Source organism: Streptomyces sp. NPDC101219, from assembly GCF_044767675.1.
In the GTDB taxonomy this organism is placed as follows: Bacteria; Actinomycetota; Actinomycetes; order Streptomycetales; family Streptomycetaceae; genus Streptomyces.
Genome location: NZ_JBIWOK010000001.1, coordinates 690041 through 716463 on the forward strand (window position 1 = coordinate 690041; position 26423 = coordinate 716463).

Consider the following 26423-nt stretch of genomic DNA (forward strand, 5'->3'; position numbering starts at 1 on the left):
CCAACTCCTCCGCCTCGTTCCGGTCGCCGCCGCGCGCCCGGCCGTACCGGCCGTCCCCACAAGCCCTATCCCGATCGCCGGTCGAGGGTGCCCGGCACGGCGGCAATGAATCCCTCCGGTTGGTGCAGACGGGTGCAGAAGGCCCCACCGGGACCGCCCCGGACCGCCCCGGACCGCCCCGGACCGCCCTGTGCCGCCCGGCACGCACGACCCGGGCACCTCCCGGGGCGGGCCGCCCCCGCCGTCGAGCCACCGGCATCACAGCCGCCGGACCCTCCGGGGGCCCCGGAGCGGCCGCGTCAGGTGTTGAGCCGCCAGATCGCGAAGTTGAGGGACGCCGCGTACAGCACCCACAGCCCGTACGGCACGAGCAGGAGCGCGGCCACCGGGCTGCGGCGCCGGAACAGCAGCATCGTGACGGCGAGCGCGGCCAGCAGCAGGCAGATGTCCAGGAACGCCAGGCCGTACCGGCCGGCGCCGAAGAACAGTGGCGTCCAGGCCAGGTTCAACGCGAGCTGCAGGCCCCAGAAGGCCATCTCCTTCCTGGCCGCCGCCAGGGGGCGGTGACGCAGCACGAGCCAGGCGGAGAAGGCGATGGTGGCGTACAGCACCGTCCAGACCGGGCCGAACAGCCAGGAGGGAGGAGCCCAGGCGGGGCGGTCGAGCGAGCGGTACGTGCTCCCCGAGTCCGACGCCGCCAGGCCACCCAGGGCGGCCACCGCGTAGCAGACCGCGAGGAGCAGGACGAGGAGCAGCAGCGACCGGCGCGAGGCCGAGCGGCGCCGGTCCTGGTCGGTTGGAGCCTGGGTCACCTGCGGTCTCCCGTCGTCGCGCGTGCGGTGTGCCGCCCGGGTGCCCCCGGCCCGCGCTCCGATGCGCCGCGCGCCGCACGCGACCCCTCGCGCCGGCACCCTGTGGAGCGGGAGCGGGGGACCCGGACTCTGCGCCGTGGTCCCGCCGTCAGCCCGGGAAACGCCCCGTGCTGCGCAACGCCCAGCGCCGCTCCGCGTAGGCCAGGTCGTCCCGCCACAGGCGTCCGGCCGTGCGCCGCATCAGCGGACGCAGCGCAGGGGCGGCGGCCCGGGCGAGCCGGAAGCCCCGCCGGTCCGAGGCGGCGACGACCGCCTCGACCACCGCGGTCCGCGGCGCGGGATCGCCCTCGCCGGTCAGCGGCGTGGCATGCGTCTCCACCACGGACGTCACCCCTTCGCCCTCGGTGATGCGCATGACGACCGTGCGCGGGTCCGGCGCGGTGAACTCCGCCCGCACCGGCACCACCAGACGGCCCGCCACCCGGAAGGAGACGTCGACGACGAAGGCGTCGCCGTCGTCGACGTCCGGCTCCCGCACCACCGACAGGTCCACGAACGAATACGGGTGGAACCACGAGCCGTGCCAGGGATCCAGCCGGTTGGCGACCACGTCCTGCGGTTCGCAGCGCCCCACGGCCGTGAACACGGCGTCCACGCCGCCGCCGGGCCGGGGCCGGGCGGGCACCGCGGGCCGCTCCGAGGGTTCCTCCCCGCCGACCGCGTCCAGCCGCACCCACACGAGCACCCCGTCGTCGTGCGCGGGATACGGTTCCCAGCCGGCGAACGGGCCGCCGTCCAGGGCCAGTCCGTGCCAGTGGCACACCAGCGTGCCGCACACCACCCGGCTGTCGCGCAGCGGCGCCCCCAGGTGCGGGCAGATACCCGGCCCCGCCCGCAGCTCACCCGTGTCCGTGCGCCACAGCACGACCTCGACGCCGCCCACCGTCCGGCCGTACGGCCGTGCGCCGGCCCGCACGTCCCGTGACGCGCCGACGACGAACCAGTTCCCGGACGGGCGCGCCGAGGCGCGTTTCAGCGCGTCCGCGATCAGGGCCGGGCGGGCCCGGCGCCACGTCGGCTCCTGTCCCGCCCAGTCCGGGCCGCTGCGCCGCCGCAGTGGCGACGTCCAGCGGGCTCCGTCCGCTCGCCCCTTCACTGTCCCGCTCCGTCCGCCCCGAGTGCCGCCGCGCCCGCCGCGCCTGCCGTGCCCGGCACCGCGCGGGTCCGCGGCCGGTTCCGCGCGCGTCGGCGGGCACGGAGCACCGCCACTGCGCCGCCCGCCGCCGTGGCGGCCCGGCGCCGCCGGGACACCACCGCACGCCGGTGGAGCACGTCGTAGTCCTGCTCCGCGATCGCGTCGAGGATCCCGCCGTAGAGGACGAACGCGGTACGGATGCAGGGCCGCACCCGCGGGTCGAGCAGCGCGATGCCCGGCTCCGCCGCGCGGTACACCTGCCGTGTCAGGGCCTCCGCGGCCACGAACGCCGCCCGGATCCGCGGATCACGCCGCCCGGTGCGGCGGCTCCACTCCAGCAGCGGCCGGTCCACGCCGTGCGCGGCCAGCAGGTCCGCCGGCAGGTAGACGCGGCCCCGGTCCAGGTCCTCGCCCACGTCCCGCAGGAAGTTGGTCAGCTGGAACGCCACCCCCAGGTCCGCCGCGTGCGGCGCCGCCTCCTCCCGCGGGCCGACCGTGCCCAGCACGGGCAGCATCTGCAGCCCGATGACCGCGGCGGAGCCGTGCATGTAGGCCCGCAGATCCGCGTAGGTGGGGTAGTCGGTGACGCTCAGGTCGGAGCGCATCGAGGCGAGGAAGTCGGTGAACAGCGCCGGCTCGATGCCGTACCGTGCGGCGGTGTCGGCGACGGCCCGCACGACGGGCTCGTCGCCCCCGCCGGTGCGCAGCCCCCGGACCAGATCGGCCTTCAGGAACTCCAGCAGCCGGTCCCGCTCGGCGGGCGTGCGCCGACGGTCCAGATCGTCCACGATGTCGTCCGCCCAGCGGGCGAAGCCGTACAGCGCGTGCACGGCCGAACGCCGCTCCAGCGGCAGGAGCCGGGTGGCGAGGAAGTACGTCCTGCCGTGGCGGGCGTTGAGCCGCCGGCAGTGGGCGTAGTCGGCGCGCAGCACGGGACCGGTGATCCCGGCGGCGTCCAGTTCACGACGGGTCATCGGCACCTGCCGGGCTCGGAGCGGACGGGACGGTCGCGGTGGCCGGACGGCCCCGCGGGACACGGCGGCGGGCGCCGGACGGGCCGCCGGTCACGCGGGCGGCGGCCAGCTTGCCGCTGATGAGCACGGTCGGCACCCCCACCCCGGGCGTGGTCCCGCAGCCGGCCAGCACCACGTTGTCCAGGCCGCGCACCATGTTGCGCGGCCGGAACGGGCCGGTCTGGGCGAAGGTGTGCGACACGGAGAAGGGACTGCCCGCCGCGTGGCCCTGGGCCGTCCAGTCCAGCGGCGTCACCAGCTGCTCCTCCTCGATGCTGTCCGCGAACCCCGTGAGGCCCCGGCGCTCCAGCTCGGCGACCAGGCTGTCGCGGTAGCGCGGGCCGAGGTCCCGCCACGCGGCGGCGGACGGGCCGACGTCGGTGTTGGGGCAGGGCGCCAGGACGTAGTGGAGGTGGCGGCCCGGGGGCGCCAGGGAGGCGTCGTGCGCCGTCGGACGGGTGATCAGCAGGGACGGGTCGCTCATCAGGTCCCCCGTGCGGGTCAGTTCGTCGAACGTGCGCTCCCACGCCGCCCCGAAGGACAGCGTGTGGTGGGCGAGTCCGGGCCAGGTGCGGTCGGTCCCCGCGTGCAGCACCACCGCGGACGGCGAGTGGCGCAGCCCGACCGGCCGGCGCGGGGCCCGCCCCAGGAGACCGTGGGCGGTGGACAGTTCGCAGGTCAGGACCACCGCGTCGCAGTCGATCCGCTCACCCGAGCTCAGGTGCACGGCCCGCACCCGTCCCGCCCGCTGCTCCAGGGAGCGCACCTCGGCCGCGTACCTGAGCTCGGCACCCGCGTCGGCCGCGGCGTCCGCCATGGCCCGCGGCAGCGCGTGCATCCCGCCCCGGGGGAACCAGACCCCGGCCACGGTGTCCATGTAGGCGATCACCGCGTAGGCCGCGAGGGCCCGTGCGGGCGCCACCCCCGCGTAGAGCGCCTGGAAGGAGAACACCCGGCGCAGCCGGGGATCGCTCAGGAACCGTCCGATCCGCGCGTCGAGCCGGCCGAATCCGCCCAGCGCCGCCAGCCGCGCCAGGTCCGGGTGCAGCAACTGCAGGGGCGAGTCGAAGTTCGTGTCGATGAAGCGCCGCATCTGCGCCCGGTACAGACGTTCCAGCCAGTCCCGCAGCCGCCGGTAGCCCGCCGCCTCGGCCGGTCCGGCGAACCTGCGGACCTCCGCCTCCATCGCCTCGCCGTCCGTGTGCACGTCCAGCGACGTGCCGTCCGCGAAGGCGGCCCGGTACGCGGGGTGCAGCGCCGTCAGCTCCACGCGGCGGGCCAGGCTGTCCCCGACGGCCGCGAACGCCTCGTCGGCCAGATGGGGCATCGTCAGCACGGTGGGACCGGTGTCCACCGCGTAGCCGCCCAGCCGCACCCGGCCGGCCCGGCCGCCCGGACCGGTGTCGCGTTCGACGAGCGTCACCCGCCGCCCGGCGCCCAGCAGGTGCAGGGCGCAGGCGAGCCCGGACAGTCCGGCGCCCACCACGACGACGTGGTCGGCGGGCCCCGTCACCGTCCTCACCGGACCCCCTCGGCGGTGCGCGGCGCGAACCCCGACGCCCGCTCCACCAGCAGCGCGAAGTCCCGCCGCACGCCGTGGTCCGCGCCGGTCCCTTCGAAGGTCCGCAGCGCGGTGCCCGCCAGCTCGCCGATCTTCGACTCGACCACGGAGCGCGCGCCGGTCCGCTCCAGCGCGGCCCGCATCCGCTCCACGGCCGCCTCGTCCCGGCCGGCACCGTCCGGCGAGAGGACGGCGACGGCCTCCTCGTCCCCGGCGGCGTCGGCCAGGCCCAGGCCGACGGCGAGCAGATACGTCGGCTTGCGCGACCGCAGGTCCTCGCCGACCGGCTTCCCGGTCCGCGCCGGCTCGCCGAACGCGCCCAGCAGATCGTCCCGGAGCTGGAACGCGAGCCCCGCGCACCGGCCCGCCGACCGCAGCGCGTCGACCGTGTACGCGTCCGCGCCGGCCAGCGCCGCGCCCAGCGCCAGCGGCCGTTCGACCGTGTACAGGGCACTCTTCAGCGTGGCGATGGCCAGCGCCTCGTCGACGCCGAAGGAGCCGGTGGCCTGCGCATGCAGGTCGCGGTACTGCCCGGCCACCATCTCCTGCCGCATCGCCTGCCACTCCTGCAGGAGCCGCGGCCCATGGGGCGTCCCGAGAGCCGTCTCCGTCAGCAGGTCGTCCGCCCAGGCCAGCGCCAGGTCGCCGGCGAGCACCGCGGCCGACGTCGCGAACGCCTCCGGGGAACCGGCCATCCGGGTCGCGCGGTGCATGGCCGCCAGGTCCACGTGCACGGAGGGCGCGCCCCGGCGCAGCGGTGATCCGTCCATCACGTCGTCGTGTATGAGGGCGCACGCCTGCAGCAGCTCCAGCGCGGCTCCCGTCCGCAGGACGGCGCCGCCGTCGCCCGAGCCGCCGGCGGCCCGCCAGCCGCACCACGCGAACGCGGTGCGCAGCCGCTTGCCGCCGCGCCGCACGAGGCCGGCGACGCGTCCCGCGACGTCACGGGCGTACACCGGGTCCACGTCGCGGGCCTGCGACAGGTGCGCGTCGAGGATCCGCTCCAGGACGGCCTCGACGGCTCTGGTGGCGTCCAAAGCGGTGAGCGGGTCGTCCGTGGTCCCGGCCGGCCCGGCCGTCGTCGGCCGCAGTCCAAGCATGCACAGCCCCTTCTCGCTCTCAGTCATCAGCACACCGGTGTTTCCGCCGGGTGCCCCGGTGCGGATGCGCTGATGCCTGCCCGGTGCGGGAGGGGGAGGGAGCGTCACTCACTCCATCGGCCCCGCCCCCGTGCGTCCGTGGCGGTGTGTCACGACGCGCGGACGGGCGTGCCGCGCGCCCCGCGTCAGTCGCGGCCACGGGCGCTCCTGAAGCGGGCCAGTCCGTCGGCCAGGCCGATCAGCGGCTCGGGGTAGCGCAGCCGGGCCCGCTGCCCCTCCGGCAGGAGCCAGGGCTCGTGCACCGCCCCGCCCTTCACCTCCGCCAGTTCGGGCACCCAGCGGCGCACGTAGGCCCCGTCGGGGTCGTGGCGCCTGCCCTGGAGCACCGGGTTGAGGACGCGGTGCGGACGGGTGTCGGTGCCCGTTCCCGCGACCCACTGCCAGTTCAGCTGGTTGTTGACCACGTCGCCGTCCACCAGCCAGTCCAGGAAGTGCCGGGCGCCGGTCCGCCAGTCCACGTACAGGGTCTTGGTGAGGAAGCTCGCCGCCAGCAGACGGGCCCGGTTGTGCATCCAGCCCTCGTGCCGCAGCTGCCGCATCGCCGCGTCCACGACCGGGTAGCCGGTCCGTCCCTCCCGCCAGGCGGCGATGTCCCCGGCGGCCTCGTCCTCCGTGCGCCAGCGGTCGTTCCGGGTGCGGTAGTCCCGCACGGACGCGTCGGGGCGCGCCGCCAGCACCTGGTGGTGGAAGTCCCGCCAGCACAGTTGTCGGACGAACGCCTCGGCGGCGGCTCCGCCGCGCGCACGGGCCCGCTGCACGAGTTCCGCCGCCGAGAGGGCGCCGAAGTGCAGGTACGGCGACAGCCGGGAGGTGGTGTCGCCCGCCAGGTCGTCCTGGCCCTCCCCGTAGGCGTCCAGCCGCGTACGGGACCACCGGGCGAACCGGTCCCGGCCCGCCGTCTCGCCGCCGGCCGCGAGCCCGGGGGAGGTCCGGTCCGTGTCCGGCCGGGGCGGCACCGGGTCCCCGCGGACCGACGGGGGAACGCGCACGGCGCGCGGCGCCGGCCGGGCGGGCCGCAGCCGCTCGCCCGACCAGCGGCGCAAGTAGGGCGTGAACACCGCGTAGTGGTCGGAGCCGGACGGTGTCACCGCTCCCGGGGGCACCGCGGTGACGACGGCGTCGTGCACCCGCAGGGCCACGCCCCGAGGGCCGAGGGCGTCGCGCAGCCGCTCCTCCCGGCGGTGGGCGTAGGCGGTGACCCCGGCCGCCATGTGGACCTCCGCCGCCCGGCACTGCGCCGCGACGGCCGCGACCGCCTCGGCGACGGGACCGGCCCGCACCACCAGCCGACCGCCGCGGGCGCGCAGCGCGCCGTCGAGGTCGGTCAGGCAGTCGGCGAGGAAGGCCAGCCGGTTGGGTGCGCCGAACCCGGCCGCGTCGACGCCCGGATCGCGGACGAACAGCGGCACCACCTCGTCCGCCGCCGCCAGCGCGGCGTGCAGCGGCGGATGGTCGTGCACCCGCAGGTCGGACGTGTACAGGACGACCGCGACGGTCATGGCGTCCCTCCTGGTGCGCTGATGATGTGGCGGTGCGGCGGTGCGCTGATGTGGCGGTGCGGCGGCTCGGTGGCGTGTGCTGTGTGCAGAGGGGGCGCCCTACCGGTCCGCTCGGCGGGGACGCAGGTGCCGAGGGCCGCGGTCGGCCCCCGCCGCGCGGGTGCGCCCGCCCGCCCCCCGGCCCGCGGCCTTGGCGATGTTGCGGGCCATGCCGCCGAAGACGACCGCGTGGAAGGGGGACACGGACCACCAGTAGACGTGCCCCGGCAGGCCGCGCGGATGGAACAGCGCACGTTGCCGGTAGCGGGTGCGGCCCTCGCCGTCCGACTCGGCGCGCATCTCCAGCCAGGCCGGTCCCGGCAGCCGCATCTCGGCGCGCAGCCGCAGCAGACGGCCCGGTTCGATCTCCTCCACCCGCCAGAAGTCCAGCGAGTCGCCCACCCTCAGCCGCTCGGCGTCCCGCCGTCCGCGGCGCAGCCCGACCCCGCCCACGAACCGGTCCAGCCAGCCCCGGACCGCCCAGGCCAGCGGGAAGGAGTACCAGCCGTTGTCGCCGCCGATGCCCTCGATCACCTTCCACAGGGCCTGCGGCGACGCGTCGACCGGCAGTTGGCGCTCGTCCTGGTAGAGGCTCCCGCCGGCCCAGTCCGGGTCGGTGGGCAGCGGATCGCTGGGCGCCCCCGGCACGGCGGCGGACGACCAGCGCGTGGCGACCTGCGCCTCCCGCACCCTGCGCAGCGCCAGCTCCAGTGCCTCGTTGAACGGCAGCGGCCGGCCCGGGGCGTCCGGCACGTAGCGGGCGATGTCGTGCTCGTGGCAGACGACCTCGTGCCGCAGCGACTCGGTGAGCGGCCGGGCGATCGACGCGGGCACCGGGGTGACCAGACCGACCCAGTAGCTGGACAGGCGCGGCGACAGGACGGGCACCGGCACGATGAGCCGCCGCCGCAGCCCGGTGGCGGCGGCGTAGCGGCGCATCATGTCCCGGTAGGTGAGGACGTCCGGCCCGCCGATGTCGAACGCCCGGTCGACGTCCGCGGGCATCGTCGCCGAACCGACCAGGTAGCGCAGCACGTCCCGGACTCCGATGGGCTGGGTACGGGTGTTCACCCAGCGGGGCGTCACCATGCCGGGCAGCCGCTCCGTGAGATAGCGCAGCATCTCGAACGAGGCCGACCCGGAGCCGATGACGACCGCCGCCCGCAGCACGGTGGCCGGCACCGGGCCGTCGAGGAAGATGCGCCCCACCTCGGCCCGGGACCGCAGATGCGGCGAAAGGGACTGCTCGGGCACCCCCATCGGAGTGAGTCCGCCGAGGTAGACGATCCGCCGGACACCGGCGGCGTGCGCCTGCTCGGCGAAGATCCGGGCCGCCCGGCGGTCGGTGTCCTCGAACCCGGAGCCAGAACCGAGGGCGTGCACCAGGTAGTAGGCCACGTCGACGTCGCGCAGGGCGGCGGCGACGGACGCGGCGTCCGTGACGTCCCCGCGCACCGTCTCGGCGTCGCCCGCCCACGGGTGGTCACGGAGCTTGTCCGGGGAACGGGCCAGGCAGCGGACCCGGTGACCGGCGGCCAGCAGTTCCGGTACCAGACGGCCCCCGATGTACCCGGACGCTCCGGTGACCAGGCAGCGCAGCCGTTCGGTGTCCTGCTGTGCGTCCGTGCCCACGGTCCAGCCTCCCTGCGTCCGCCGCCGGGACCGTTCCCGGGGCCTGTCGTTCGAGCATCGCCGCCGCGCCGTGCCCGCGCATGCCGCGGCCGGCCGGGCGCGGGCCCCGCCCCGGCGACCCGGGAGGAACGTCGGCGGCGCCGCTCCCGCACACCTCTTCTTCGCCGGCAGGGGGCGCGCCGGATGCGCCGTCCGCCGGATTCACCGACCAGCCGGATTCACCGCAGCCCGCGGATCCACCGGCCCTCCGGACCGGGCGCCCGCTCAGTCGTCCGCCGCCCGCCGCCCCGCCGGACCGGCCCCGTCCGCCCGGCCGGCGGAGGTGTTGCCGTCGGCAGGCGGGTCCCCGCCGGCCCCGACGTCCGCCCCGGCACGGTCGCTGTGGTCCGCCCGGCCGCCCGCACCGAGCAGGCCCGTCGCCTCGAAGCTCTCCGCGGCGGCCAGGCGCGGCAGCTCCCGCCGGGACAGCAGCGTCACCACCGGCGGCATGGCGGCCCGCACCGCCTGGGCGGCGCGCAGCCAGCGGGGCACGTAGACGGCCGGACGGCGCCGCTCCACGGCCGTGACCAGCCGGCCCGCAACATAGGAGACGGGGAACACCTTGCGGGCCGGCGGCGGCATGTGGCCGCGCAACTGCCGCAGCACGGCGTACTGGTCGGCGTCCCGGATCATGTCGGTGTCCGTCCAGTTGATGTACGCGATCCCCACGCCCACCCGCCGGTGGGCGACCTCCGCCCGCAGCGCGTGCGCGAAGGACTCGACCCCGGCCTTCGAGGCGCAGTAGGCGCTCATCATCGGCGCGGCGCCGATGGACGCGAGCGAGGCGACCTGGAGGAAGTAGCCGCGGGTCTCGAACAGGGCGGGCAGGAACGCGCGGGCGGTGACGGCGCTGCCGATGAGGTTGACCTCCACGACCCGGCGCCAGACCGCCGGATCCGACGTCTCGAACGGCCCGCCCTCGGCGACCCCCGCGTTGGCGACCACGACGGACGGCGGTCCGAGGGCCGCACCGATCTCGTCGGCGACCCGCGCCATACCGTGGTCGTCGGTGACGTCGACGGCCCAGCACCGGGACACGCCCGGCAGGGTGTCCCGCACCGCCGCGAGGGTGCTCTCCTCGCGGCCCAGCAGGGCGACCTTGGCACCCCGGGCCGACAGGTCCCGGGCCATGGCCTCCCCGAGTCCACGCGCCGCACCGGTCACGACGGCGGTACGCCCGCGCAGCGGGCTGTGGTGCACAGGCGGCATGGAACGGCTCCTTGGGCGTGGCCCCCGGCCCACGGTAGGCGCGGACCGCACCGTCGGCACGCCGGAGTCCCCCCGCCACGGGCGCCGGCCCGGGCCCTGAGCGGGCGGCGCGCCCGGTGCCGCCGCGGCACGACCGGCCTCCGCCCGGGCGCAACCGCGCGGGCGGCGCCCTGCGTCGATCATGACGGAAGGAACAACCGAGGCCCGCAATCGAAGGAGTGACGGATGATCCGCCGCGGCACGTCCCCCACGCCCGCCCCGACCCGGCGCACCCTGCTCACCGCCGGTACGGCCGCTGCCACGGCCACGCTCGTCGCCGCGCCCGCCCACGCCTCGAACGGCCTCAGCGGCCGCTTCCGCGCGCTGGAGAAGCGGTACGGGGCCCGGCTGGGCGTCTACGCCCACGATCCCCGCTCGGGGCGGACGGTCCGGTACCGCGCCGACATGCTGTTCCCCCAGTGTTCCCTGTTCAAGACGCTCGCCGCCGCGGCCGTCCTGCGCGACCTGGACCGCGACGGCGAGGTCCTCGCCCGCCGGATCCACTACACCGAGGCGGACCTCGTCGAGGGCTCGGACCACACCAGGAAGAACCTGGCGACCGGCATGACGGTCGCCGGACTGTGCGACGTCGCGATCCGCTTCAGCGACAACACCGCAGCGAACCTCCTCCTGCGCGAGCTGGGCGGCCCCACGGCGATCACCCGCTTCGCCCGGTCCACCGGCGACCGGGTGACCCGCCTCGACCGCTGGGAGACCGAGCTGAACTCCGCGGAGCCCTGGCGGACCACCGACACCACGAGCCCGAGCGCCATCGGCCGCACCTACGCCCGCCTCGTCCTCGGGGACACCCTGAACCGCTGCGACCGCTCCCGGCTGACGGACTGGCTGCTGCGCAACGAGACCAGCCGCACCCGGCTGCGGGCGGGCCTGCCCGGCACCTGGACGGTGGCGGACAAGACCGGGGGCGGCCCGTACGGCACGAACAACAACGTGGGCATCGCCTGGACGGACGACGGCACGCCGCTCGTGCTCTCCCTGCTGTCCCGCATGTCCGAGCGGGACGCGGTGAAGGACGACGCGCTGATCGCCGGGGCCGCGGCCGTCCTGGCGGACACCCTGGCGTAGGCCGCCCCGCGTCGAGGGTGTCACCGGTGATGCGCACCCCGGTCGGCGTGTCGGCGGGAACCCGTTGGAGCGTGTCGTTCCAGCCCCTGGGGGAGGGGCTGGACGACGGATAGCTTCGGTGCCGTCCCGCAAGGGCCGGACACACCGAAGGAAGCTCATGCACGCTCAGATCGTCCTGTTCGACGGCTTCGACCCGCTCGACGTCATCGCCCCCTACGAGGTCCTGTACGCCGGGGGCACCGCCTCGGGCGGTGCGATGACGGTGGAGCTGGTGTCCGCCGAGGGGCCGCGCGAGGTGGTCGGCGGCACCGGCGCCCTGGCCCTGCGGGCCACCGGCACCCTGGACGCCGGGCGTCCGGGGCTGATCCTGGTGCCGGGCGCCGCCGGCCGGGTCGGTGAGCCCGGCGAGGTGCCCGACCAGGAGGCCGGTGAGCCGGGGGAGTGGCGGCAGGACGAGTTCGTCCCCGTCCTGCTGGGACGGACCCTCGCCACCACCTTGCCCGGACTGCTGAAGGCCGCGCTGGACAACCCGGCGGTGACGGTCGCCACCGTGTGCGGCGGCTCGCTCGTGCCGGCCATGGCCGGGCTGATCGAGGGCCGCCACGCCACGACCCACCACCTGGGAATGGACATGCTGGAGGCGACCGGCGTCCACGCGGTCCGTGCCCGCGTCGTCGACGACGGCGACCTGGTCAGCGGCGCGGGCGTCACCTCCGGCCTCGACGTGGCGCTGCACCTGCTGGAACGCGAACTCGGCCCGCGCATCGCACACGCCGTCGAAGAGCTGTTCGCCCACGAACGGCGCGGCACGGTCTGGCGTGCCCGGGGGCCGGTCCCGGCCGGTCTGTGACCGAGGCCGAAGGGTGAGGCGGCGTCGAGGCCGTCCCCCCGCACCCCAGCCGCAGCGCCGCCCCGCCCGTCACCTCTCACCCTCGTTCCGCACCACCGTCAGGAGAACCCGAGCATGTCCGTCGAAGGCACGTGGGACCTGTCCATCGCCACCCCCATCGGCAGGATCCGGCCGGTGGCCGAGTTCCGCAGGGAGGGCGACACCCTGACCGGGACCGCCCACGGCGCGGGGGAGGAGGTGCGGCTGGAGGACATCGTCCTGGACGGGGACCGGGTCACATGGAAGCAGTCCGTGACCAAGCCGCTGCGGCTGAACCTGGCCTTCGCCGTGCGCATCGACGGCGACACCCTGGAGGGGACCTCCCGCGCCGGGCGTCTTCCCGCGTCACGGGTCACCGGCACGCGCCGGCCCGCCTGACGACGCCGGGGGACCGGACGGCGGGAATCCGGACGGCGGGGGACCGGACGGCGGCCCCGGACCTCACGTCGCGGTCGGCACGCACAGCACCGGGACGCGGGCCAGGTGGAGCAGCTTGTGGGGCGTCGAGCCGAGGAGCGCGCCACGCAGCGGGCTCTCCCCCCAGCTGCCGACGACGATGACCCGGGCCGTGTGCCGTTCGGCCGCGTCGAGGAGGGCCTCGGCGGGCCTGCGGTCGATGAGTTCGACCGTGGCCCGCACTCCGGCCTCCTCGGCGGCCCGGACGGCATGGTCCAGGGCCGCACGCCCGGCCTCGTGCAGCGCCTGCGTGTGGGCGGTGTACTCCTCGCCCATGGCGCCGGGCGGCGCGGCCCCGTACACCACCACGAGCGGCTCGTCGAACGCCGCCGACACGTCGACGGCCACGCGCAGGGCGCTCTTGGCTCCCGGTGACTCGTCGTATCCGAGGACGACCGCCATCTCAGAGCTCCTTGTGGCCGTGGACGAGGTCGGGGTCGGCCACTCCGCGGCGCTCCGACCAGAACGCGGGCGCGACGAACCGCCACACGATCATGAGGACGACGCCCGCGAGCGTGATGCCGATGCCGATGACCAGCGGCGGTCCGAGACCGAACCAGGAGACGCCGCTGTAGGAGTTGGCCGGATCGGACATGTCGGCGACCGACTCCACCAGCAGCCAGGTCAGCAGTCCCGCGCCGACCACGGGACCGAGGCCGATGAACAGGAAGTTGCGCACGCTCTCGGTCAGGTGGCGGCGGTAGTAGACGGCGCACGCGACGCCGGTGAGCGCGTAGTAGAAGGCGATCAGCAGGGACAGCGCGGTGAGCGAGTCGAACAGGGCGTTGCTGCTGATCTGGTTGACGGCGAGGTACCAGACGATGGCGATGACGGCGACCCACCAGGTGCTCACGTCGGGGGTGCGGAAACGCGGGTGGATGTGGGCGAAGTGCGCTGGCAGGGCCCGGCGGCGGGCCATGGACAGCGCGGTGCGGGAGGCGGGGATGATCGTCGTCTGCGTCGACGCGATGCCGGAGGTGGAGACCGCGAGCAGCACCACCCAGTCCCAGCCGCCCATGGCCTCGTCGGCGAGCAGGGCGAAGATGAACTCCTCCTCCGCGGCGTTCTCGGCCAGGAAGGCGGGCCCGGCGTAGGCGACGACGGCGTAGGCGACCGAGACGTAGGTCAGCAGCAGGATGACGGTCGACCACACGGCCGCCCGGCCCGGCGCGGTCGCCGAGTGCCGGACCTCCTCCGTCAGGTTGACCGCGGATTCCCAGCCCCAGTAGATGAACACGCCCAGCAGCAGGGCGCCGGTGAGGGAGGCGCCGCCGGCGCCGAACGGGTCCAGCCAGCGGAAGGACGGGTTGGTGGAGTCCAGTGAGCCGGTCCCGGCGTAGACGCGGTAGAGCGCGACCACCGCGAACGCGATGAGGCACGCCACCTGAGCGAGGATGAGAGCGTTCTGGACCCGGGCCGACAGCTCGGTGCCGATGACGCAGACGGCCGTCATCACCAGGATGAGCAGCACCGTGAGCAACTGGCGCACGAAATCGTTCTCGACCCAGCTGTCGAGGCCGAACGCGAGCAGGGCGAAGGTGACGGCGACGTCCGCCAGCGAGCCGACGACCAGGACACCGGTCATCGCGATGGCCCAGCCGCCGAGCCATCCGGTCCAGGGCCCCATCGCCCGGGTGACCCAGGAGAAGGTCGTCCCGCAGTCCTGGTCCACCCGGTTGAGGTAGTAGAACGCCGATGCGATCAGCAGCATCGGCACGAACGAGGCGAACAGCACCCCGGGGGCGTAGATGCCCACCAGGGCCACGACCGGGCCGATGACAGCAGCGAGCGAGTAGGCGGGCGAGGTGGCGTTGAGACCGATCACGAGTGCGTCGACGAACCCGATCGCGTTGGCCTTGAGGCTCTGGGCCGGGCGGCGGGTGTCCTGGGACGAGCCGGACATGCTGCCTCCCTTGCATCGCGCGTAACCCCATGAAAACGCCGCGACGGAATTTCCGCCCGATTTGCCCGCCCGAGGAGTGCCGGCGTGAGCGACGGACCGAGTGTCACGGGGCCTGTGGCGGTCCACCCGTGGGCCGCCGGGCCCGCGCCCGCGACGTCGAGACGCGAAGACATAAGGGACTTCGATCTACGTTCAACTACCGGTCGTGTTCATTCTATTGACACGTGCATTACATCGGCTTTACGTTCCGGCCATCTGAGAGCGCTCTCAGGCTCCCCGATCTGTGACGACTTGAGGTGCCCCCCATGCCATCCCCCCGCACCAGACCGTCCGTCGTGCTCCTGCTGGCATCCGCCCTGGCCTTCCTCGGCCTGGGCCCGGCCGCCGCACCCGCGGCCGCCGCCACCGTGCCCGTGGGCTCCGGCAGTTACTCCGACACCCGGCCCGCCGGCACGTCGGGCCCCACGACCAACACCGGCACACCGGTCACGCCCAAGGTGACCGCGGCCGCCCGGAACCGGCCCGTCCCCACCAACGACTGGTGGTCCTCCCTCGCCTTCCAGCGCTACGGCGACAACCCGTACTCCACCCCCATGTACGGGCACCCCCTCACCTACCAGGCCACCTCAGGCGGACTCGACATCGGCTACCCCACGTCCCCCGCGATCGTCGGGGACGGCCGGCAGTACGAGTACGCCCACAAGCGGGACCTCACCATCGGCCTGAGCGGCCTGAACTCGCCCGACACCAAGGCCGACGACTGGTCCGACTGGACCGTCACCCCCCTGTGGTCCGACGGCAGCCGCACCCTGCGCACCACCATCGGCCACGGCTCACCGTTCGTGTACGCCGAGGGCTCCGGCGGCGACGCCCGGATCACCACCGCCGGGACGCCCAGCGTCTTCGCCGACCAGGGCAACGTCCTCGGCATCACCGTCGCCGGTCACCACTACGCCCTGTTCGCGCCGGCCGGCAGCGACTGGAACGTCTCCGGCACGACCGTCACCGCGGGCCTCGGCTCCAAGAACTACTTCTCCGTCGCGGTGCTGCCGTCCACCGACGCGCTGGCCACCTTCAAGAAGTACGCCTTCAGCTTCGTCACCGGCTCCAAGGCCGCCTGGAACTACACCGGCGGCACGGTCAAGGCCACCTACACGCTCACCACCGAGGCCAAGGAGGGCACCGAGCGCGGCACGCTGCAGGCCCTCTACCGGCACCAGTGGCTCCACACCACCGACCCCCTCACCTCGTACACCTACGTCTCACCGCGCGGCACCATGAAGGTCCGTGAGGGGGCCTCCTTCTCCACCAGCCAGAAGGCGGCGGCGGTGCTGCCCGCGCTGCCCGAGTCAGATGCCGTGGACACCGCCCGGCTGCGTGGCCACCTCAACGACGTCGTGGGCGCCTCGGACCCGTTCTCCGGCGCGACCGACACCTACTGGACCGGCAAGGCGCTCGGCCGTCTCGCCCAACTGGTGCCCGTCGCCGAGCAGATCGGCGAGACCGGCACCCGGGACCGGCTCATCGGCCTGATCAAGGGCAAGCTCCAGGACTGGTTCACCGCGGGTGGCGCGAACGAGTTCAGCTACGACAAGGACTGGCGGACCCTGACCGGCTACCCCGCCTCCTACGGCAGCGACACCGAGCTCAACGACCACCACTTCCACTACAGTTACTTCGTCTACGCGGCGGCCATCGTCGCCCAGTACGACCCGGCGTGGGCCGCCGAGTCCGCCTGGGGCGGCATGGTCAAGACCCTGGTCCGCGACACCGCCAACCCCAGCCGCACCGACAGCGCCTTCCCCTTCCTGCGCGGCTTCGACGTCTACGCCGGCCACAGCTGGGCCTCCGGGCACCAGGGCTTCGCCGCAGGCAACAACCAGGAGTCCTCCTCGGAGTCCACCAACCTCAGCGCTGCCCTCGTCCTGTGGGGTTCCGCCACGGGCGACAGCTCGCTGCGCGACCTGGGCACCTTCCTGCTGACCACGGAGTCGGAGTCCATCGCCCAGTACTGGTTCGACGCGGACGAGCAGGTCTTCCCGTCCTCCTTCCGCCACGACACGGCCGGCATGGTCTGGGGGAGCGGCGCCGCCTACGCCACCTGGTGGACCGCCAACCCGGAGGAGATCCACGGCATCAACGTGCTGCCGGTGACCGGCGGTTCGCTGCACCTCGGCCGTGAGAAGGCCGCGATCCGGCGCAACATCGCCGAGATGGAACGGGAGAACGGCGGTCCGGCCGTCGAATGGCGTGACCTGCTCTGGGAGTTCGAGTCCTTCGCCGACCCGGCCAAGGCCAAGGCGAAGTGGGACGCCGGGCACGCCGGATACACCCCGGAGGAGGGCGAGTCGAAGGCGCACACGTACCACTGGCTCACCACCCTCGACGCGCTCGGCGCACCCGACGCCACCGTGACCGGCGACATCCCCACCTCCGCCGTCTTCACCAAGGGCTCGGCCCGCACCTACGCGGCCCACAACCACGGAGCCACGGCGCGCACCGTGACCTTCTCCGACGGCAAGACGCTCACCGTCCCGGCCCGTTCCACCGCGACCGGCACCGGAAGCGGCACCACGGACCCGGACCCCGATCCCGACCCGGACCCCGACCCGCCGACCGGCAACACCTTCCAGCTGCGCACCGGCGGCGCCCTGACCACGGCCACCGACGGCACGGCGGGCAGCGACACCGTCGCGTCCGCCGGCGGCACCAACCACGACGGCACCCCGTACCGGCCCCTCGTCTACGAGGTCCGCGGCGTCAACGGCACCCTGACGCCGGGTGCGCAGACCGCGTTCCGGCTCCAGGTGGACGCCGGCACCACGGTCGGGCTCGGCCAGCAGGTCCGGGTCAGCTACGACCTCACCGGCAACGGTGACTTCGAGCGGACCGAGACGTACCACTACTTCGCGACCGACCCGGTCACCGGATGGGAGGAGTACACGCAGGCGCGCGGCCTGAAGGCGGCCACGGGCACGCCTGGCGACCTCAAGGGCGGCACCGTACGCCTGGAGGTGTGGAGCGCCATCGGCAACGGCACCTCCCAGCTCCGGACGGGCACCGACCGGTCCGTGCTGGTGATCCCCTACAGCTGATCGCGCGAGATGCAGGCGGCGGGCACCGGCGTACGGCCGGTGCCCGCCGCGCTGTGCCGGCCGGCGCGACAGGAGCCGGCGGTCAGTCCGGGCGGCGGGCGGCCCAGACCGTGCGCTCGGTGCGGACCGCGAGGTCGTCGCGGCGCAGGAGGCTGTGCGGGCCGTCGGTGTCGAGCAGCCGGTCGAGCGCGGCCAGGTCCTCGGGGGAGAGGGAGCCGGCGGCGCCGTGCCGCAGGCGCCGGAGGCCGCCGAGGGCGTACGCACCGACCGACGGGTGTGCGTCGGCGCCGACCTGCACGGTGAGGGTGCGCGTGCCGGCGGGCGTGAATCCGGCGTGTTCCAGCAGCCGGCCCCAGTCGGCGCCGCGGTGGGGCACCCGCTCGGTGTGGAGCCCCTCGCGTGCCGCGTGACAGCGTTCCTCCAGGCCGGGGCGGTCCGACGGCGCGCCCGGCGGCAGGAAGCGCGGGAAGCCGGCCAGTTCCACCACGGCGAACAGCCCACCGGGAGCGAGCGCGTCGTGGACCGCGCGCAGGGCGCGGCCGGGATCTGCCAGGTGGTGCATCGAGGCCGAGGCCCACACCAGGTCGGGCGTGCCGAGGTCGGGCCAGTCGGGAGCGTCGAGGTCGGCCGGGATGACCTGGACGCGTTCCTCCAGGCCACGCTCGCGGGCCTTCGCCGTCAGTCGTTCGAGATGACCGGGGGAGGAGTCGACGGCGGTGACCCGCGCGTCGGGGAGGCGGTCCAGGAGCGCGAAGGTCCCGGCCCCCGTTCCGCAGCCCAGGTCCACGATCCGGCGCGGTGGCGCCTGGAGGGGCAGCCATGCGGTGATGCCGGCGAGGTGATCGGCGAGGACCTCGGCGTCCAGGTCGAGGATCTCGGCGTGGCCGTCGGAGTCGTGGGGGTGCCGGGGGTGCCGGGGGTCGCCGTGGTGGGCCGGGTGCGCTGCGGGACGGGTCATACGGCGACGGTAGACCGGCCCTGCGCGGAAGGCACACTCTCTTGCCGAGCGCGCAAGAAGGTCGCCGGGCGGGCTGCCGAGGGCGCAACGCGTGCCCTGCCGACGGGCTGTCGGGCCAGGGCGTGTTCCGGGTCAGGCCGTGTCCGGCCCCCGGGCCGCGCGGCCGTCGGCGTCCCGCTGGTGTCCCCGCCGGGCGTCCCGGTCGAAGATCCCCAGGATCTCGCAGGGTCCCCCTTCGGCGCCGATCGCGTGCGGCAGCATCGTCGGGAACTCGGCGGCCTGGTTCGTCTCGATGCGCAGCCGGCGGTGCCCGAGCATGAGGACCGCCGTGCCGGACAGCACCACCAGCCACTCCCGCCCGGGGTGCGCGCGCATCCGCGCGGGGTTGTCGGGCGGCGGCTCGGTCATGCGCTGCCGTACCACGGTGATGCCGGGGTCGCCCTTGACCGGCCAGCGCATGAGCCCGTGGACGCTGTCGATCATCGGACTGACCACCACGTCGTCGGAGGCCGTCTCGACGAGCTGGTCGAGCGTGGTGTCCAGGGCGCGGGCGAGGGTCACGAGGCTGTCCAGGGCCAGTCGCCGCTGACCGTTCTCGATGCGGCTGAGCGTGGACTGGCTGAGCCGGGCCCGCGTGGCCAGTTCCTCCAGGGACCAGCCCTGCGCCACCCGCAGGGCGCGGATCCGCTTGCGTACCAGGCTGTCCAGGTCGTCATCGTCTTGCGGCATGGGCAACAGCGTATGCCTTCAGTGCAACGTCGGCCTGGTGTCGTCCGCGACCGGGACGGGCCGGCCGCCTCGGACGCACGCGGCCTGCGGAGCGACCGCCTCCGCCGGGGTCCGGGCCCGCTACCGCCACCTGCCCGCCGTCGGCCCGCCGCTGTGCAGGCGGTAGCGGGCGCCGTCACCGATCCGGCGGATGCGGCGGCGGGTGTGACCGAGCGTGCGGGAGAGGTCGGCGATGAGCGTCATGGACGCCCCGAAGTCCACGGGCCGGTCGGGTGAGGGAGCCCGCCATCCGTCGGGATACTCGTCGGCGACCGCCCGGCAGGTGGCGACGAGATGGGTCATCAGCCGGTGGAACTCGGCGGCCTCGGCTCGGGTGAAGTGCTCCGGGCGCAGGGCGGGCGGTGTGTTCAACGGTTCCCCCTTCGTGTCGCCGTGCGCCCCGCGGCCCGGGTCGGGGCGGCCGGGCGCGCACGTGCGGGTCGTGTGCCGTCGTGACCGGTTCACTGCCGGGTGGGCCGTGCGGGCCGTGGGCGGGGAGGTGCCGGGATGCCGCCCCCCGTGCGGCACCCCGGCGTCCCCCGTGGCGATCTGCGGTGTCCCGCGGCACGGGGGGAGTGCCCCGCTGACCGCAGACCCGTCGGCGGCTCGCCCGCCGCGCCTCGCGGCGCGGCGTCTGAAGACGGCGAGCGGCCCGGAACCGCCCGCCCCCGGCATGTGGACGAGCGGTTCCGATGAGCGAGATGGTGCTACGGGGCATGACGACCTGTCAACGATCGTTTTCGGCTACGCAAGCATCGTTGATTGCGCCGTCCGCGCCGTCCGAGCGCCGTTCAAGTGCCGTCCAAGTGCCGCGCGGGGGCCGCCCGAGGGTGGCTCGGACGCCGCCCGGATGCCGCGCGGCGCAGCCCCGGCCGTGCGTGCTCCGGCCCCGTGGGACGCCGTGCGGTCGGAAGGCGCCGTGCGGCATCCGGACAACGATCGACCGGCCCTCCTCAACGATCGTTGTTGCCGAACGGCCGTGTCGCGTATGGTCGTTGCGCACAGACCAGCCGTCGTCCCCGAAACCCCGGAGTGCACAGGTGGCCTCACCCCATCCTCTCTCCGAGACACTGCGGCGCCTCGACGAGGTCGTCCAGCAGAAGGGCCTCTCGCCGGACCTGCTGAACGTGCCCGAGCTGGCCGCCGGAACAGCCCTGCCCGAGTCCACCGTCCGCACCCTGCTGCAAGGCGGCTCACCACCCGACGAGTCCGTCAACGACCGGGTCCGGGCGAGAATCGCCGCGCTCGCCCGCGCCGACATGGCCGCCACCGGCAAGCGCATGTCGGACCTGGCCGCGGACATCTCCCGGCAGCTGGGGGTCTCCGAGTACTGGGCCCGCCAGATCTGCGACGGCAAGAAGGTGCCCAGTGTCGAACTCCTGCACGGGCTCGTCGACTACTTCGGCGTGGACGGCGGCGAGGCGTTCTTCACGGCACCGGCCGCCGACGCCCTCAATCACGCGCTGCTGCCGATCCTGCGCGAACTGGAGAGCCCGGAGAACGACCCGGTGCTGGCCCTGATGGACCGCTACGGGGTGCGCTCCACCGACCTGCGCATGCACGGCTCCCTGACCCGCGAGCAGTTGGAGCGTCTCCTGGAGGGCGTCCTGCGGTCCGTCGTGCCTCCCGAGGGGGGTCAGCAGAGTTGAGCACCAAGGCGATGAAGTCCCTGCTGACCGTGCTGGGCCGGCACGCAGCGGGCTCCGTGCGGCGGCCCGCCGAGCCGCGGGAGGTCATGGAAGCGTTCTGTTCCGCCATGACCGCGCGGACCGGCCGGCCCATCCGTCTGGTCTTCCGGTCGTTCCCGCCCGACATCCCCGTGTCCGGCATGCGCCTGGACTGCGGCGACCACTCCATCATCGTCGTCGAGGAACACATGGTCCCCGAGGCGCAGTTGGTGATACTCGGGCACGAACTCTGGCACGAGGAGCAGGGCGACGGAGGCCACCGTGCCGCCGGTGTGCCCGCCGCGGCCCGCACCCTGGCCCCCGGCGGGGCGCCCGAGGCGGTCGACGTGGCCGTGCGGCAGATCCTCACCTCGCAGGACGTCCCGCGCGAGGCCGTGCTGACCGTCGCCGCCCGCACCGGATCCGTCGAGGACTGCGAAGTGAAGGCGGAGACCTTCGGCCTGCTCTTCGGCCGCGAGGTCCGCTCCTGGATGAAGGGCCGCTACGCGGAGGGCCCGCTCAGCCAGTCCACCGTGGAAGGCCGCATCAACGTGTCGCTCACCAGCCGGAGCGGCCGCATCCTGTCATGACGTCCTTCCACGTTCCGTACGCGGTCCCCACGGTCCTGCTGGCCCTCGCGTTCTTCCTGAAGCTGCCGACGTTCGTCCGGGCCTGGCGCGATCCCGAGATCCGGGCCACCACCCTGCTGCTGTTCTGGGCCACCGCCGCTCTCGTGGTGATCATCCCCGTCAACATCCAGCGCCTCAACGAGATGACGGGCATCCCCAACTTCGCGGCCCCCTGGGCCTATTCGTTCCTCACCGCCTCCTGCGCCACCGGCCTGACCATGATCATGCGCTGGCGGGAGGAACCGTCCGAGCGGCGCCGCAGAAGGCTGCGGCGCATCCACGCCGCCTACGCGGCGACCATCGTCGCCCTGTGGGTGACCTTCGTCCTCGCCGACGTGCCCCGGACCCGCATCTACGACCTGGACACCTACTACGCCACCACCCCCTGGATGCGCGAGCACATCCTGCTCTACCTCCTCGCCCACCTCACGTCCTGCCTCACCGCCGCCTACATGCTGTGGAAGTGGTTCAAGGAGGTGGGCAACCCCTGGCTCAAGACCGGCATCGTCTTCCTCCAGGCCGGATTCGCCCTGGGGCTGGTCTTCGACGTGGCCAAGCTGACCGCCGTCGCCGCCCGCTGGTGCGGCGTCGACTGGGACTGGCTGAGCACGAAGGCGGCACCCCCGTTCGCCCTCATGGAGGCCGTCCTCGCCGCCATCGGCTTCATCGTCCCGCAGGCCGGGCCCGCCCTGAAACGGTGGGGACGCGACCAGAGCGAGTACCTGCGGCTGCGCGCCCTGTCGCGAGCGGTGCGCGTCCTCGCGCCGGCGGCGCCCGCCCGGTTCGGCCTGTGGGTCCCTCTGGACCTGCGCGTGCTGCAACGCCAGCAGCGCATCCACGACGCGCTGCGGCTGCTCGCCCCCTACTTCGACGCCGGCCTCTACCGGGCCGTGTACGCCGAGGCGGCCCGCACGCGGCCCGAGGCGAAGGCACGCGCCACCGCGGGCGCCGTCGCCCTGCGCGAGGCGATCGACGCCTACCGCGCCGGAACACCCGCCCGCACCACGGGACAGCCGTCCCGGGTCAGCACCGCCGTCACCGACCACCTGGGCGCCATCTCCGTCGCCCTGCACCGCCCCCGCTCACTCGACAGCATTCGCCGACGGGTGACCAGCACAGAAAGCCCGAAGGCCCATGTCTGACCGCGTCACCCCCCGGCGGCCCACCGCCGTGGTCATCGGAGCCAGCGCCGCCGGACTGTTCGCCGCCGCGGCCCTGACCGAGTTCGCCGACGTCGTGGTCGTCGAACGCGACCACCTCCCCGACGGCCCCGAACCCCGGCGCGGCGTGCCCCAGGCCCGGCACGCGCACCTCGTGTGGAGCGGCGGCGTCCGTGCCTTCGACGAGTTGCTGCCCGGCCTCACCGATGCCGTCGTCGCCCGCGGCGGACGCATGGCCCGCATCATGGGCGACATGGTCTCCCGCGCCCCCAACGAGGTGTGGTTCCGGCGCTTCCTGTCCACCCACCACCGCAACGCGGTCTGCTCCCGCGACCTGCTCGACGCGGTCCTGCGCGACCGCGTCCTCGGCGACCCGCGGATCACCCTCCGCCAGGACACCACGGCCCTGTCCCTCCGCGGCGACGCCGCACGCGTCACCGGCCTGCGCGTCCGCGCCGGGGACGGCACGCAGGAGACCCTGGACGCCGACCTCGTCGTCGACGCCTCCGGCCGCGGGTCCCGCGCCGCCACCTGGCTGACCGGCCTCGGACTGCCCCGGGTCGCGGAACGCGACGTCAACGCCGGGGTCACCTACGCCACCCGCATCTACCGGGCCCCGGAGCGCGCGGGCGACACCTTCCCGCTGGTCAACGTGCAGGCCAACCCGGCGAAGGCGCCCGGCCGAGGCGGCATCGTCCTGCCCATCGAGGACGGCCGCTGGCTCGTCACCCTCGGCGGCACCCGCGGCGGGGAACCCACCGCCGACCCGGACGCCTTCGCCCGCTACGCCCTCGGCCTCGACGACCCGGTCATCGGCGAGCTCATCGAGCACGCCGAACCCCTCACCGAGGTCTTCACCACCCGCAGCACGGCCAACCACCGCCGCTACTACGAGAAGATGAAGCGCTGGCCCGACGGCTTCACCGTGCTCGGCGACGCCGTCGCCGCCTACAACCCGGTCTACGGTCACGGCCTGACCGTCGCCGCCCAGGGCGCCGTCGCTGTGCGCGACACCCTGCGCTCCACCGGCCTCACCACCCCCGGCACGGCCCGCCGGCTCCAGCGCGCCGCGTCCCGCCCCGTCGCGGCCGCCTGGGACCTCGCGGTCGGCCAGGACGTCTTCTACCCCGGCGCCACCGACACCCCGCCCACGGCCGCCGAGCGGTTCCTCGCCCGCTTCGTCGACCGCGCCGTCGCCACCGGGGCCCGCAACCCGCGGGCGATGTCCGCCCTGCTGGACGTCATGAGCATGGAGAGGCCGGCGACCCGTCTGTTCTCCCCGGACATGCTGATACCCATGCTGTTCGGCCCGAAGAAGCCCCACCTCGACCGGGCCCCCCTCACCGAAGCCGAACGCAAGGCCGCCCTCCCCTGACCGGGGTCGGCCCCCCGCCCGTGCCAGCCCACGCCCCGCGCGCGCCCGCGGTGGTCTCCAACGACCGCGGTACCGCACCTGGTTGACGCCGATCCGGCCGACCCGGCGCTACGCTGCGGCGATGCGGAGCCGTCCCCTCGTCGTCGACAGTCTGATCGCGGCGGCGCTGACCGCGGTGGCCCTGCTCCTGGGCCCCGAGGCCGCGCGCCAGGGCCAGCAGCCCCTCGACGCCGCCGCCTACGCGCTGGTGCTGCTGACCCACCTGCCCCTGGTGTTCCGCGTACGGGCCCCGGTGACCGTGTGCCTGCTCGTCCACGGCGTGTGGCTGGTGTACATCACCGCCGGCTACTGGCCCGTGGTGTGCAGCTTCGGCCCCATGCTCGCCGTCTACACCGTGGCCTCGCTGCGCCCGGCACGGATCTCCCTGCCCTGCGCGGTCCTGATGGGCACGGTCTGGATCTACGCCGGCGCCGTGAACCACACCGACTCCTGGCCCTCCGTCCTCGGCCAGGCCGTCGTCTACCCGGCCGTGCTCTGGCGGTTCGGGGCGCTCGCACTCCGTTCGGCCCGGCTCACCCGGCAGTTGCGCAGGGAACAGGCCGAACGCGCCCGCCGCGAGGTGGCCGAGGAACGCGGCCGGATCGCCCGCGAACTGCACGACGTGGTCGCCCACCACATGTCCGTCATCTCCGTGCAGACCGGTCTCGCCCGCTTCGTCTTCGACACCGACCGGCGGACCGTGCGCGACGCACTCGACACCATCGACGCCGTCGGCAAGGAGGCGCTCGAAGAACTGCGCCGCATGCTGATGGTGCTGCGCACCACCGACGACGACGCCCTCGCCGGCCCCATGCCCGGCCTCACCGGCCTCGACGACATGGCCGAACGCATCCGCAGCGCCGGCGTCCCGGTCACCCTGACCGTCGAAGGGCCGCGACGCCCTCTCGCCCCCGGCATCGAGCTGTGCGTCTACCGCGTGGTGCAGGAGGCCCTCACCAACGTGCTCAAGCACGCGCCCGGCGCGCAGGCCGAGGTACGGCTGAGATACGAGCCGCACCAGGTGACGGTTTCGGTCACGGACGACGGTGAGGGGGTGATTCCGGACAGAGTGCGGACCGGCGGCGGGCACGGCTTGATTGGCATGCGGGAGAGGGCCAAGCTCTACGGCGGGCAGATCAGTACCGGCCCGCGGGACCGAGGGGGCTTCGCCGTGCGGCTCACCCTGCCGACCACCGCGCGGGCCACCGTGCAGGGAGACGACGCCGCCACATGACCAGAGTGCTCGTCGTCGACGACCAGTTCCTCATCCGGGCCGGTCTGGTGGGGCTGCTGCGCGCCGCCCCCGGCATCGACGTGGTCGGCGAGGCGAGCAGCGGCGGGGAGGCCGTGACCCTGGCCGCCGAGACCGCCCCCGACGTGGTCCTGATGGACATCCGCATGCCCGGCATGACCGGCATCGAGGCGACCGAACGCATCCTCGCCCAGGCCGACGGGGCACCGCCCAGGGTGCTGGTGCTGACCACCTTCGACCTCGACGAGTACGTGTACGGGGCACTTAGGGCCGGCGCCTCCGGCTTCCTCCTCAAGGACTCGGGCCCGGAACGGCTGCTCGCCGCCGTGGCCGCGGTCGGCGCCGGCGACGCCCTCTTCGCCCCCAGCGTCACCCGGCGCCTGGTCGAGGCGTACGCCCGGCAGACCGTCGACGAACAGCCGGCCGACCTGGAGGCGCTGACGTCCCGTGAGGTCGACGTCCTCAAGCTCTGCGCGCGGGGCATGTCCAACGCGGAGATCGCGGACCGCCTGTTCATCAGCGAGGCCACCGTCAAGACCCACCTCAACCGCACCATGACCAAACTGAACCTGGGCAGCCGGGCCCAGGCCGTGGTGGTGGCCTACGAGACCGGACTCGTCACGCCCGGTACCGGGGGCCGCTAGGGCCTCTCGTCGCCGGGGGCCTGGGGCAGGCGCAGGGTCGGATCACGCCGGGCTCGCGGGCCCCGGCACCGCGCCTCGCCGCGTTGTCGTCGGTTGTCAGGGCTCCGCCCTGCCGCCCTCCTCCGCCTTGCGAGCCCCAGCACCGGACCCCGCTCCCTGATCCGGCCCGATCCAAACAAAAGACCCTAGTGACCTGAGTCGGAGGTTCGTCGTTGGTTGGGCATGAGTCGTCCGGGTCCGAAGATTCCGCCGTTGTCGGTGACCGATGCCCAGCGGGCCGCGCTGGAGGGCTGGGTCCGTCGTC

At 74.3% G+C, this 26423-nt stretch carries 23 protein-coding genes; 10 read left to right on the top strand and 13 right to left on the bottom strand.

Going from position 1 to position 26423, the window contains the following annotated elements; genetic code table 11:
- Positions 1-299 precede the first annotated feature (299 nt).
- From ACIRPP_RS03170 to ACIRPP_RS03205, 8 genes are all read right to left on the bottom strand, one after another.
- Positions 300-812: a TspO/MBR family protein gene (locus ACIRPP_RS03170; protein WP_403637506.1), complete on the bottom strand. Its 513-nt coding sequence runs from the start codon at positions 810-812 to the stop codon at positions 300-302.
- 148 nt (positions 813-960) lie between these two features.
- Positions 961-1968 (bottom strand): DUF5914 domain-containing protein, encoded by a 1008-nt coding sequence (locus tag ACIRPP_RS03175; RefSeq protein WP_403637508.1) that lies wholly within the window; start codon positions 1966-1968, stop codon positions 961-963.
- Entirely contained in the window at positions 1965-2981 is a 1017-nt protein-coding gene (locus ACIRPP_RS03180; RefSeq protein ID WP_403637510.1) for a phytoene/squalene synthase family protein, read from the bottom strand. Before ACIRPP_RS03180 ends, ACIRPP_RS03175 begins: the two co-directional genes overlap by 4 nt.
- Complete coding sequence (gene crtI / locus ACIRPP_RS03185) at positions 2968-4542, bottom strand: phytoene desaturase family protein (protein WP_403637512.1); 1575 nt, start codon at positions 4540-4542, stop codon at positions 2968-2970. The genes ACIRPP_RS03180 and crtI overlap by 14 nt, the downstream gene beginning before the upstream one ends.
- The gene (locus ACIRPP_RS03190) at positions 4539-5681 is read right to left on the bottom strand and encodes a polyprenyl synthetase family protein (protein WP_403637588.1); all 1143 of its coding nucleotides are present in this window, start codon (positions 5679-5681) and stop codon (positions 4539-4541) included. The genes crtI and ACIRPP_RS03190 overlap by 4 nt, the downstream gene beginning before the upstream one ends.
- A 185-nt stretch (positions 5682-5866) precedes the next feature.
- On the bottom strand, positions 5867-7240 hold the full coding sequence (locus tag ACIRPP_RS03195) for a cryptochrome/photolyase family protein (RefSeq protein WP_403637514.1): 1374 nt from the start codon (positions 7238-7240) through the stop codon (positions 5867-5869).
- A gap of 99 nt (positions 7241-7339) precedes the next feature.
- Positions 7340-8911 (bottom strand): SDR family oxidoreductase, encoded by a 1572-nt coding sequence (locus ACIRPP_RS03200; RefSeq protein WP_403637516.1) that lies wholly within the window; start codon positions 8909-8911, stop codon positions 7340-7342.
- Between the two features lie 264 nt (positions 8912-9175).
- Positions 9176-10159, bottom strand: coding sequence for an SDR family oxidoreductase (locus ACIRPP_RS03205; protein ID WP_403637517.1), 984 nt, complete (start codon positions 10157-10159; stop codon positions 9176-9178).
- 225 nt (positions 10160-10384) lie between these two features.
- Here ACIRPP_RS03205 and bla point away from each other — a divergent pair, with 225 nt between their 5' ends.
- The 3 genes from bla (at position 10385) to ACIRPP_RS03220 (ending at position 12551) form a co-directional block, all read left to right on the top strand.
- Entirely contained in the window at positions 10385-11284 is a 900-nt protein-coding gene (gene bla / locus ACIRPP_RS03210) for a class A beta-lactamase (RefSeq protein ID WP_403637519.1), read from the top strand.
- Positions 11285-11441: 157 nt separating this feature from the next.
- A complete protein-coding gene (locus ACIRPP_RS03215; RefSeq protein WP_403637520.1) occupies positions 11442-12134 on the top strand; it encodes a DJ-1/PfpI family protein in 693 nt (230 codons plus the stop codon).
- Positions 12135-12248: 114 nt separating this feature from the next.
- Positions 12249-12551, top strand: coding sequence for a hypothetical protein (locus ACIRPP_RS03220; protein ID WP_403637522.1), 303 nt, complete (start codon positions 12249-12251; stop codon positions 12549-12551).
- A 63-nt stretch (positions 12552-12614) separates the two neighbouring features.
- Here ACIRPP_RS03220 and ACIRPP_RS03225 read toward each other — a convergent pair whose 3' ends face one another.
- Both ACIRPP_RS03225 and ACIRPP_RS03230 read right to left on the bottom strand, forming a co-directional pair.
- On the bottom strand, positions 12615-13031 hold the full coding sequence (locus tag ACIRPP_RS03225) for a universal stress protein (RefSeq protein WP_403637524.1): 417 nt from the start codon (positions 13029-13031) through the stop codon (positions 12615-12617).
- A gap of 1 nt (position 13032) precedes the next feature.
- Positions 13033-14532, bottom strand: a complete 1500-nt coding sequence (locus tag ACIRPP_RS03230) for an APC family permease (RefSeq protein ID WP_403637526.1) — start codon at positions 14530-14532, stop codon at positions 13033-13035.
- Positions 14533-14837: 305 nt separating this feature from the next.
- On the opposite strand from ACIRPP_RS03230, the gene ACIRPP_RS03235 reads away from it, so the two are divergent.
- A complete protein-coding gene (locus tag ACIRPP_RS03235) occupies positions 14838-17627 on the top strand; it encodes a glycosyl hydrolase (RefSeq protein ID WP_403637528.1) in 2790 nt (929 codons plus the stop codon).
- An 82-nt stretch (positions 17628-17709) separates the two neighbouring features.
- Here the strand turns inward: ACIRPP_RS03235 and ACIRPP_RS03240 are convergent, their stop codons facing one another.
- From ACIRPP_RS03240 to ACIRPP_RS03250, 3 genes are all read right to left on the bottom strand, one after another.
- Positions 17710-18585 carry a class I SAM-dependent methyltransferase gene (locus ACIRPP_RS03240; protein WP_403637530.1) on the bottom strand — a complete coding sequence of 292 codons (876 nt, stop codon included), beginning with the start codon at positions 18583-18585 and terminating at the stop codon, positions 17710-17712.
- A gap of 132 nt (positions 18586-18717) precedes the next feature.
- Positions 18718-19314 carry a helix-turn-helix domain-containing protein gene (locus ACIRPP_RS03245; protein WP_403637532.1) on the bottom strand — a complete coding sequence of 199 codons (597 nt, stop codon included), beginning with the start codon at positions 19312-19314 and terminating at the stop codon, positions 18718-18720.
- Between the two features lie 120 nt (positions 19315-19434).
- Complete coding sequence (locus tag ACIRPP_RS03250; RefSeq protein WP_403637533.1) at positions 19435-19725, bottom strand: hypothetical protein; 291 nt, start codon at positions 19723-19725, stop codon at positions 19435-19437.
- A gap of 668 nt (positions 19726-20393) precedes the next feature.
- On the opposite strand from ACIRPP_RS03250, the gene ACIRPP_RS03255 reads away from it, so the two are divergent.
- From ACIRPP_RS03255 to ACIRPP_RS03280, 6 genes are all read left to right on the top strand, one after another.
- The gene (locus ACIRPP_RS03255; RefSeq protein WP_403637535.1) at positions 20394-21002 is read left to right on the top strand and encodes a hypothetical protein; all 609 of its coding nucleotides are present in this window, start codon (positions 20394-20396) and stop codon (positions 21000-21002) included.
- Positions 20999-21610, top strand: coding sequence for a toxin (locus ACIRPP_RS03260; protein ID WP_403637536.1), 612 nt, complete (start codon positions 20999-21001; stop codon positions 21608-21610). Before ACIRPP_RS03255 ends, ACIRPP_RS03260 begins: the two co-directional genes overlap by 4 nt.
- A complete protein-coding gene (locus tag ACIRPP_RS03265) occupies positions 21607-22791 on the top strand; it encodes an MAB_1171c family putative transporter (RefSeq protein WP_403637538.1) in 1185 nt (394 codons plus the stop codon). Before ACIRPP_RS03260 ends, ACIRPP_RS03265 begins: the two co-directional genes overlap by 4 nt.
- Positions 22784-24184: an NAD(P)/FAD-dependent oxidoreductase gene (locus tag ACIRPP_RS03270; RefSeq protein WP_403637539.1), complete on the top strand. Its 1401-nt coding sequence runs from the start codon at positions 22784-22786 to the stop codon at positions 24182-24184. Before ACIRPP_RS03265 ends, ACIRPP_RS03270 begins: the two co-directional genes overlap by 8 nt.
- Positions 24185-24305: 121 nt before the next feature.
- Positions 24306-25457: a sensor histidine kinase gene (locus tag ACIRPP_RS03275; RefSeq protein WP_403637541.1), complete on the top strand. Its 1152-nt coding sequence runs from the start codon at positions 24306-24308 to the stop codon at positions 25455-25457.
- Positions 25454-26119 (top strand): response regulator, encoded by a 666-nt coding sequence (locus ACIRPP_RS03280; RefSeq protein ID WP_403637542.1) that lies wholly within the window; start codon positions 25454-25456, stop codon positions 26117-26119. Before ACIRPP_RS03275 ends, ACIRPP_RS03280 begins: the two co-directional genes overlap by 4 nt.
- Positions 26120-26423 lie beyond the last annotated feature (304 nt).